The organism is Hallella bergensis DSM 17361 (genome assembly GCF_000160535.1).
GTDB lineage: Bacteria > Bacteroidota > Bacteroidia > Bacteroidales > Bacteroidaceae > Prevotella > Prevotella bergensis.
On the sequence record NZ_GG704781.1, the window covers coordinates 477,295 to 486,449 of the forward strand.

Annotated in this window: 6 protein-coding genes; 1 reads left to right on the forward strand and 5 read right to left on the reverse strand. The window is 46.1% G+C overall.

The genetic code is table 11. The features are described from left to right. The first annotated feature begins 23 nt into the window (after positions 1 to 23). Positions 24 to 758, forward strand: a complete 735-nt coding sequence (locus tag HMPREF0645_RS05975; protein ID WP_044123433.1) for a tRNA threonylcarbamoyladenosine dehydratase — start codon at positions 24 to 26, stop codon at positions 756 to 758. A gap of 55 nt (positions 759 to 813) precedes the next feature. Here the strand turns inward: HMPREF0645_RS05975 and HMPREF0645_RS05980 are convergent, their stop codons facing one another. The 5 genes from HMPREF0645_RS05980 to HMPREF0645_RS06000 form a co-directional block, all read right to left on the reverse strand. Then, a complete protein-coding gene (locus HMPREF0645_RS05980; protein WP_007174017.1) occupies positions 814 to 2,157 on the reverse strand; it encodes a citrate/2-methylcitrate synthase in 1,344 nt (447 codons plus the stop codon). Between the two features lie 54 nt (positions 2,158 to 2,211). Further along, complete coding sequence (gene icd / locus HMPREF0645_RS05985) at positions 2,212 to 3,393, reverse strand: NADP-dependent isocitrate dehydrogenase (protein WP_007174018.1); 1,182 nt, start codon at positions 3,391 to 3,393, stop codon at positions 2,212 to 2,214. A gap of 46 nt (positions 3,394 to 3,439) precedes the next feature. Beyond that, positions 3,440 to 5,734: an aconitate hydratase gene (locus HMPREF0645_RS05990; RefSeq protein ID WP_007174019.1), complete on the reverse strand. Its 2,295-nt coding sequence runs from the start codon at positions 5,732 to 5,734 to the stop codon at positions 3,440 to 3,442. Positions 5,735 to 6,366: 632 nt separating this feature from the next. Next, positions 6,367 to 7,770 (reverse strand): DNA recombination protein RmuC, encoded by a 1,404-nt coding sequence (locus HMPREF0645_RS05995; protein ID WP_007174020.1) that lies wholly within the window; start codon positions 7,768 to 7,770, stop codon positions 6,367 to 6,369. 7 nt (positions 7,771 to 7,777) lie between these two features. Continuing rightward, positions 7,778 to 9,085, reverse strand: a complete 1,308-nt coding sequence (locus HMPREF0645_RS06000) for an MATE family efflux transporter (protein ID WP_007174021.1) — start codon at positions 9,083 to 9,085, stop codon at positions 7,778 to 7,780. Positions 9,086 to 9,155: the final 70 nt, after the last annotated feature.

Consider the following 9,155-nt stretch of genomic DNA (forward strand, 5'->3'; position numbering starts at 1 on the left):
AAACTCAAAATATAAAACTGAATATGCAAAATCAATTTTCACGCACGGAACTACTTGTGGGCAGCCCGGCAATGGACACACTTGCCAAGGCTCGAGTAGCAGTTTTTGGAGTTGGTGGAGTTGGTGGGTATGTCGTCGAGGTGTTGGCTCGCAGTGGTGTTGGCAGCATCGATTTGTTTGACAAGGATTGTGTGGATCCTACCAATATCAACCGACAGATACACGCCCTTCATTCCACTATTGGACGACATAAGACAGAAGTAGCTGCCGAACGCATTCATGATATTAATCCGGCCTGTACGGTGCGCACTCATCAGATATTCTACATGCCTGACAATGCAGACGAGACAGACTTGTCTCAATATGATTATGTAGCCGATTGCATTGACACAGTCACTGCCAAGTTGGAACTAATCAAACGTTGCCACTCGCTCCACATTCCTCTCATTTCCTCGATGGGTGCGGCCAACAAGCTCGACCCTACCGGTTTTAAGGTGACAGATATTAGCAAGACTACAATGGATCCTATAGCCAAGATATTAAGGAAGAAAATGCGTAAACTCAACATTCACCACCTTAAAGTGGTTTTTAGCGAAGAAATTCCCCTGAAGCCAATAGAAGAAAAAGAAAGCTCCTCTCCGAAAAGACAGCGTCCGATTCCTGCGAGCATAGCATTTGTGCCAGCTACAGCCGGTTTAATCATCGGTGGCGAAATTATAAAAGATCTTATCAGCGCAGCAGGAACAATGCGTTGCTAACAAAAAAGGAGGACGTGCCAAAGACATAGATCCTGACACCTCCTCCTGATGTGTTTTATCGCTTGCCTATAGGAATATATTCCTGTGCATCGAGTATATTCTTATATGCCGGTCGAATGATTCGCTTGCTATCAAAATTCAGCTCCTCTATACGATGAGCAGACCAGCCTACGATGCGAGCCATTGCAAAGACAGGGGTGAATATCTCCTGGGGCAGCCCTATCATCTCATAGATAAACCCACTGTAAAAGTCCAAGTTTGCACAGATGGGCTTGTTGGTCTTGCGAAACTCCGACACACACTTAATTCCCTCTTCTTCTATCTTCTTCAAAAATTCGTATTCACTCTCTCTCCCCTTTTCCTTGGCCAAGTCGTCTGCGAGACGTTTCAGTTCCACTGCACGCGGATCGCTCATCGTATACACAGCGTGCCCGATACCATAGATAAGTCCGGTTTCGTCGTAGGCTTCCTTGTTGAGCATACGTTTAAGATACGTGTCGATTTCGTCGGTATTTGACCAATCCTTAATCACCTCTTTCAGATGATGGAACATGTTGATAACTTTAATATTGGCACCTCCGTGCAAGGGTCCTTTCAGCGAGCCGATGCCTGCTGCAATGCTTGAGTATGTGTCCGTTCGGGTAGACGATGTGACGCGAACTGTGAAGGTGGAATTGTTACCACCACCATGCTCTGCCTGAATGATCAGCAGGAGATCCAGCATACGTGCTTCAAGCTCCGTGTAGTCTTCCTTCAGCATATACAGAAAGTTTTCAGCTATCGTATTGCTCTCACGCGGATGTCGGATGGCCAAACTCTCCCCATGCACTGTGTGCCGGAAAATGTTGTAAGCATAGGCTATGATTGTGGGGAAACGGGCGATGAGTTCTATAGACTGTCGCATCAGGTTGTCCCTGGAAATATCGTCTGGGTTCGAGTCAAATGTATACATCTCCAGCACACAACGTGCGAGTATATTCATGATATCGGTACCCTCAAGGTCGATAATATGGACAATCGAACGATGGTCGAGCGGCATGTTCTCATTTATCAGTTCCTGGAATGCATTCAGTTCTTCTTTGTCGGGCAAGTTCCCAGACAACAGAAGGTAGGCCACCTCTTCAAAACCAAATCGCTTTTCTTTCAACAGCGGCGATACCAAGTCGTCTAATTCATATCCTCGATAGTAAAGTTCACCGGGGCAAGGCTTGAGTTTACCGTCATCTCCTCTTTCATAACCAACTACATTACCGATATTGGTTAGTCCAACCAGAACTCCAGAGCCATCTTCATTACGCAAGCCGCGCTTAACGCCGTATTTCTGGAAAGCCTCCTGCGGAATCTTGCAGGTATTTTTTACTTCATCACTGAGTTTATATATTAAATACTCTTTCTTCATATCTCGTCTTTTTACCCTGTATGTAAGGTGTTAATGAATCCTATTAAATGCTCTTTACGACAATGTATCTGTCATAGTCTGGCCAAATTCTCTCGTTCCAACCGAACGCCCGTTTTTCATAAAGCGAGCCAAGTCAGCGGTTGCCACGCCCTTGCAGAACAAGTTTTCAAGTGATCGGGTGATCAACTCCCCAGCTTCACCCCATCCCATGTAGTCTAACATCATCACGGCCGACAAGATAATACTTGCAGGATTAACGATATTCTTGCCGGCAATGTCGGGAGCGATGCCATGGGTAGCTTCAAATATGGCATGTCCGGTATCGTAATTTATATTGGCACCGGGGGCAATACCTATACCACCCACTTGTGCTGCCAGCATGTCGGAAATATAATCACCGTTCAAGTTCATGGTGGCAATAACACGATAGTCCTGTGGCCTGAGCAGAGCGTTTTGCAAGAACGCATCACAAATACAATCTTTTATAACCAGTTTGCCCGATTCCATGGCGTCTTTATACTCTCTCTCGGCCAATTGGTAGCCCCAATTCTTGAAGCCGCCCTCGGTAAATTTCATGATATTACCTTTATGTACCAGCGTAACCGAGGGAAGCCCATGAGCCAAAGCATATTCTATGGCTGAACGAATGAGGCGCTCCGATCCTTCCCGGCTTACTGGTTTAACACCAAATCCTGATGTTTCGGGGAAACGCACCTTGTCTATCCCCATTTCTTGGCTTATAAAATTATAAAATTTCTTGGCTTCGTCTGTTCCGGCTTCCCATTCGATACCGGCATAGATGTCTTCCGTGTTTTCGCGAAACACACACATGTCAACCTCTTCCGGATGCTTGACCGGACTCTCTATTCCCTTGAAATAGCGAACCGGACGCTGGCAAACATACAGATCGAGGCTCTGGCGCAGGGCAACGTTCAAACTACGTATACCACCGCCGACAGGAGTCATAAGTGGTCCTTTGATGCCAACCAAGTATTCACGGAACGCATCTAGAGTTGCCTGTGGCAGCCACTCTCCTGTTTGTTTGGCAGCCTTGCCGCCAGCCAGCACTTCCATCCATTCTATCCTGCGCTTACCTGAATATGCTTTCTCTACAGCTGCATCCACAACAGTTTGCATCACTGGAGTGATTTCCGCTCCTACCCCATCGCCTTCTATAAAGGGTATAGTAGGTGTTTCCGGAACGTTGAGCTTACCATTTGTTTTTGTTATCTTCATATCGATTTCCTGAATTACATCATTAAAGTATTAGTTGAACGTCAATTTACACAGCTGTGTAGTTCAATGCGGAGCCTGCTTTAAACCATTTAATCTGAGTATCGTTGTATGTGTGTGCAGCCTCAAAGCTTTCCTGACTGCCATCCGAATGCTTCAGTGTGATAACGAACTTCGAGCCTGGTTCAAAATCTTTAAACCCTGTGACCGATATTCTGTCGTCTTCCCTCACCTTGTCGTAATCATCCTTGTTGATAAATGTAAGGGCCAGCATGCCTTGTTTCTTCAGGTTGGTCTCATGGATACGTGCAAAGCTCTTGGCAAGTACAACACGTACATTGAGAAAGCGAGGTTCCATGGCGGCGTGTTCACGGGAAGAGCCCTCGCCGTAGTTATCTTCTGCAACAACGATGCTGGCAACGCCATTTTCTTTATAATTCTTTGCTGCCGATGACACCTCTTTATACTGACCGTCTATTTGATCTTTAACACAATTGCTCTCGCCGTTGAACGCATTCTCCGCTCCCATCAACAGGTTATCGGAGATGTTCTGCAGGTGCCCGCGAAATTTAAGCCATGGGCCTGCCATGGAGATGTGGTCTGTTGTGCATTTGCCTTTGGCTTTGATAAGCAGTGGCATATCCACCAGCTCTTTTCCGTCCCATGGCTCAAAGGGCTCCAGCTTCTGCAACCGGTTGGAAGTGGGATTGATTTCTACCTCCTGGCCTGCATACTTATCAGACGGAGCGATGAACAATCCTCTCTCCATCAGAGCCGATACACTGTCTTCTTCGCTGTCACCTCCCGCACTGAATCCTTTCGGTGGGAAATCAAAACCATGTGGCTCAGTGAGCATGATGTTCTCCCCGTTTTTGTTAGTCAGCGTGTCAGTTATCGGATTGAAATCCAACCGACCGGCTATTGCCAGTGCTATGGTAAGTTCGGGAGAGGCGACAAAAGCATAGGTATTGGGATTCCCGTCAGCACGACGGCGGAAATTTCGATTGAACGAAGTGACGATAGCGTTCTTCCGTTCATTGTCCTCGGTGTGTCGTTTCCATTGTCCGATACATGGACCACATGCATTCGACATGATGATTGCTCCTATTTTTTTGAAGTCATCAAGTATGCCGTCTCGCTCTGCAGTGAACCGTATCTGCTCAGAACCAGGATTAATAATAATCTGTCCCTTCGCCTCAATGTTTTTCTCATGTGCCTGGCGGGCTATTGAAGCGGCACGTGCCAGATCCTGATAAGACGAGTTCGTGCACGAGCCTACCAGCCCTACTTCCACTGTCATCGGGTAGTTGTTGGCCTCTCCTTTCGTTTTCATTTGCGAAACGGGCGTCGCTGCGTCCGGAGTAAATGGTCCATTAAGATGAGGCTCTATCTCCGAAAGGTTGATTTCAACGATTTCGTCGTAATAGATTTCCGGATTGGCATAGACTTCGTCGTCGGCTCTAAGTTCCTGGGCATTCTGCATAGCGAGCGTGGCTATTTCCTGCCGACCGGTCTTGCGAAGATATTGAACGGCATTCTCATCAAAGGGAAAGATGGAACAGGTGGCTCCCAGTTCCGCTCCCATGTTGCAAATGGTTCCCTTACCCGTAGTAGACAGACTTTCCGCACCTTCGCCATAATATTCTAAAATAGCGTTTGTGCCACCCTTCACGGTCAGTATACCCAATATTTTCAGAATCACATCTTTAGGTGCTGCCCATCCTGACAGCTTGCCTGTAAGATGCACGCCGATGAGCCGTGGCATTTTTAGCTCCCAAGGCTGACCGGTCAGCACGTCCACAGCATCAGCACCGCCAACACCCACTGCCACCATACCCAAACCGCCGGCATTGGGCGTATGAGAATCGGTGCCGATCATCATTCCTCCGGGGAATGCATAGTTCTCCAAAACCACCTGGTGGATAATGCCTGCTCCCGGTGCCCAGAAACCTATATGATATTTGGCCGATGCCGATCGAAGGAAGTCGTAAACTTCACGATTGGCTTGCCGTGCTGCCGGCAGATCCTTCTCTGCCCCAACGTCTGCACGTATCAGGTGGTCGCAATGCACGCTGGCCGGAACGGCTACTTGTTCCTTTCCGGCATTCATAAACTGTAACAAGGCCATTTGGGCCGTGGCATCTTGCATCGCCACGCGATCGGGGCGGAAACTTACATACGACTCGCCGCGTTTGAAGGGCACAAGGTCTTTGTCATGATACAAGTGTGCATAAAGCACTTTCTCCGCATAGGTGAGCGGACGTTCCATACTTTTGCGCGCTTGTTTAACTTTTGAGGAGTAATTGGCATAAAAATGCCTCAACATATTTAAATCTAATATCATCTTGTTTTTGTATTTCTATGATAATCTTGCTGCAAATATAAGAAGAATAATTCAAAGTGTTATCATTATATTGATTTTTTTATCAATATGACAACAAAATGAAGGATGTGTTGTATATTTATGTCATTTTCATCTTTTCCACACGAATTGGGCTCACACCGAATTTTTTACAAACATGGCTCTATATTTCGCGTATTTGAAAACAAATTCACTTCGTCCTTCAATTCGCTGAAATTTCAGGGATTTTCAGTCTGTTGATAATCAGCGCTTTAGAAGAGAAGTCTTTTGTTTGCAGATTCTATCCATGTCGGTTACATATCAAACGGCTGTATGAATAAGGTCTGATCGCACTGCGACATGACTCTTCTCGTCCGCTCACGAAGCCCAAATCATCACACGATCAGATAGTAACGGCAATAGTTTTCAAATTTTGATGAAACTCAAACCCAATAACGATGCTGAAAAGATGGCGTCTTTTGCTCCAGAAGTTCCGAAATAAAAGACAGAATTTTGGTAGGCTTATTTTACATAGTTCCCTTGTTGTTGGCTAAGACTTCAAAGCGTTATAACTGCTCCCAAAAGTTTTAGCGAACATCAACAAACAGATTGCACATTGAATGATGGACACCCGTTTACGCGTCAGACAGGTTCAGGATATCCTCTTCTGTAGGTGGAATGGGCTGATTGGGCGCCTGTTTTACGCCGAGATTCTTCAGTTCATTGGCCTTCTGCACGATGCTCTGGCGTCCGGTATATGCTTTTTTGTAGGCTTCGTCGTAGTCTTTTGACAGCGTGTCGATATCTTTTTTCACCTTGTCGAATCGCTTGATAAACTCTCCCACGCGTTTCAGCAGCTCCTCTGCCAACCCATATACCCGGAGCTGATTTTCGGTTTGCGTGTATTGCCTCCATGCTATTTCAATCATTTTCAAAATAGCCATCAGGTTCTGTTGGGATGTGATAAACACATGTTTGTTGAATGCGTCGTTCCATAGACGTTTGTCAGTGGCTAAAGCCAGTTGCAGGGCTCCTTCGTTGGGAACAAACATGATGACGAAGTCTATGGCATGACGAGGTGGCTTGATATAGCTGCTGTAATCTTTTCTTGAAAGGTTTGTAAATTGTGTTCTGATGCTTTTCACCAAATCATCTGCATATTTCTTCTTCAAGTCTTCATGGTCGGTATTGACATACATTTCATAGGCCTCGATCGACATTTTCGAGTCGATGATGACATCTTCGTTCTTGGGGTAGTGAAGGATAACGTCGGGCACCATTCTCTTGCCGCTGTCTTCATTGGAAAAAGCATAGCCTTTACTGTCTGTCAGGGTTTGCTGCACATCATAGTTTATACCTTCCCTGAAGCCGTTCTGATTGAGTATCTCCGTGAGGATGAGTTCGCCCCAGTTACCTTGAATTTTATTGCCGCCCCGCATGACGTTGGTAAGCCGTGTGGCCGTGGCATCTATTTTCTGCGTTTGCTCAGCCATGGCTTTCAGTTGCACGGAAAGCGAAGCGGTGCTTTTAGCCGTTTCCTGATTGGTGTTGAATATGGCATCGCGCAGTTTGGTTATGTTGTCTTTCAGTGGAGCTGTGATCGTCTCCATAGACTCTGTGTTCCGCGCCTTCAGCTTGTCGGTCGACTGATCGAGCACCTTGGTTGCAAGGTTGTGAAATTGTTCTTTGACGGTTTCTATCTGGGCGTCAAATTGTTTCTGACGTTCAGCTTCAAGTTTCTGCTCTTGTTCCCTTCGTTGCTCTGCTTCTTCACCATGTTGCTTCCGCTCAGCGTCCAACTGGGTTTCCAGCGAACTCAACATGACTTTGGCCTGGGTGAGTTGTGACTGAAAACTTTTCAACTCATCGCTCATGGCATTAGCCTTTGTCTGCAGTTCGCCTTGGACTTTCATCATGTTCTCATTTTGTTGCCGGGCAAGCATCAGATCGGCTTCTATGCCTTTCTTCTTGTTTTGTTGCCACAAGAAAGCTAAGGTAAATCCAATGAGCACGCCAATAATTAAATAGACAATTTCCATAAGAAGATCAGAATTTTATATATAATTTCATGATAAAATGTTGTATCATGCCCCTCAGCGCCAGATATATGATAAAGGCCAACCATAAAATGTGGTTGGGATGATAAAACCTTATGCCGATGAAGAAGAAGGCAAAGAAAATCGCGGTGGCAGCAAAACTGGAGAACAACATGCCTCGGGTGGCTGTGATTCCGATAAAGATACCATCATACACAAAGGCTGCAACGCCGGCTATGGGTATGAGGCAAGCCCAGGGAAAATATTCTTTTGAGGCTTCGATCACGGCCTGATCGTTGGTCAGAAGCCCCAAAAAACTTTCGCCCCCCAGCAAATACAATGCCGTAAAACCAACAACCATCAATGCTCCCCATACAAAGAGACGGCGATTCATGACATGTAAAGCCTCAGAATCTTGTGCACCAAAAAGTTTACCACTCAATGCTTCGCCAGCAAAGGCAAAACCGTCCATGACATAGCTAAATAAGGTGAAGAACGTGAGCAGCAGTGTGTTGACGGCCAGAATCATGTTGCCTTGTCGTGCTCCGGCTGACGTGAAAAATAAATTGACCGCTACAAGGCAAAGAGTTCGAAGGAAGATGTCTCGATTGACAACAAATAGAGACGACCAGGCAACTTTATCTCTCCCTTTCCCGCTGCCATCTGTCAGCAGTAGCGAACCAGGTCTCAGGCGTTTCCTGGCAAACCATATGCCTGCCAGAAAACCACTCCATTGCGCAATCAATGTGCCCCATGCCACACCTTCTATATGCATTCCAAACCCAAAGACAAGGGTCGTGGAACAGACTATGTTCACAATGTTTTGGGCAATGGCAATAGTCATCGGTGTCTTGGTATCCTGCAAGCCAACAAACCATCCGTTCAAGCCATAAAGTCCGAGCATGGCAGGTGCGCCCCAGATCACAATATTAAAATAGGTGATGACCAAGGGTTGAACCTGCTGTGAAGGTGAGATGATCTCAAGTGCAAGCCATCGCAAGGGTATTTGCACAACAATAAAAAACAGGGCAATGAATGTGGAAATATAGAGGGACCGGCGTAATAACACTCTTACTGAAAAATAATCCTCACGCCCCAAAGCCTGGGAGGTCATTCCGCTGGTACCCATTCTCAGGAATCCAAACAGCCAATAAATCATGTTGAATATCATGGTTCCCACTGCGATGGCAGCAATATAAAGTTCGGAACCCATATGCCCCACAATGGCCAAATCGACAAGACCAAGCAGTGGAACGGTGATGTTGCTGACAATGGAGGGGACAGCTAATTGGAGAATATCTTTGTCTTCTTGTGTCATTACATTATTTTGAAATACAAATATAGCCAAAAAACGTGACAAAGCCTGTCTGCCACCTTGAAAAAGTTAG

What these genes read in the sequence shown, in the direction of transcription:
- HMPREF0645_RS05975 (WP_044123433.1), top strand. Translation starts at nt 24, where the DNA reads ATGCAAAATCAATTTTCACGCACGGAACTACTTGTGGGCAGCCCGGCA.
- HMPREF0645_RS05980 (WP_007174017.1), bottom strand. Translation starts at nt 2,157, where the DNA reads ATGAAGAAAGAGTATTTAATATATAAACTCAGTGATGAAGTAAAAAAT.
- icd (WP_007174018.1), bottom strand. Translation starts at nt 3,393, where the DNA reads ATGAAGATAACAAAAACAAATGGTAAGCTCAACGTTCCGGAAACACCT.
- HMPREF0645_RS05990 (WP_007174019.1), bottom strand. Translation starts at nt 5,734, where the DNA reads ATGATATTAGATTTAAATATGTTGAGGCATTTTTATGCCAATTACTCC.
- HMPREF0645_RS05995 (WP_007174020.1), bottom strand. Translation starts at nt 7,770, where the DNA reads ATGGAAATTGTCTATTTAATTATTGGCGTGCTCATTGGATTTACCTTA.
- HMPREF0645_RS06000 (WP_007174021.1), bottom strand. Translation starts at nt 9,085, where the DNA reads ATGACACAAGAAGACAAAGATATTCTCCAATTAGCTGTCCCCTCCATT.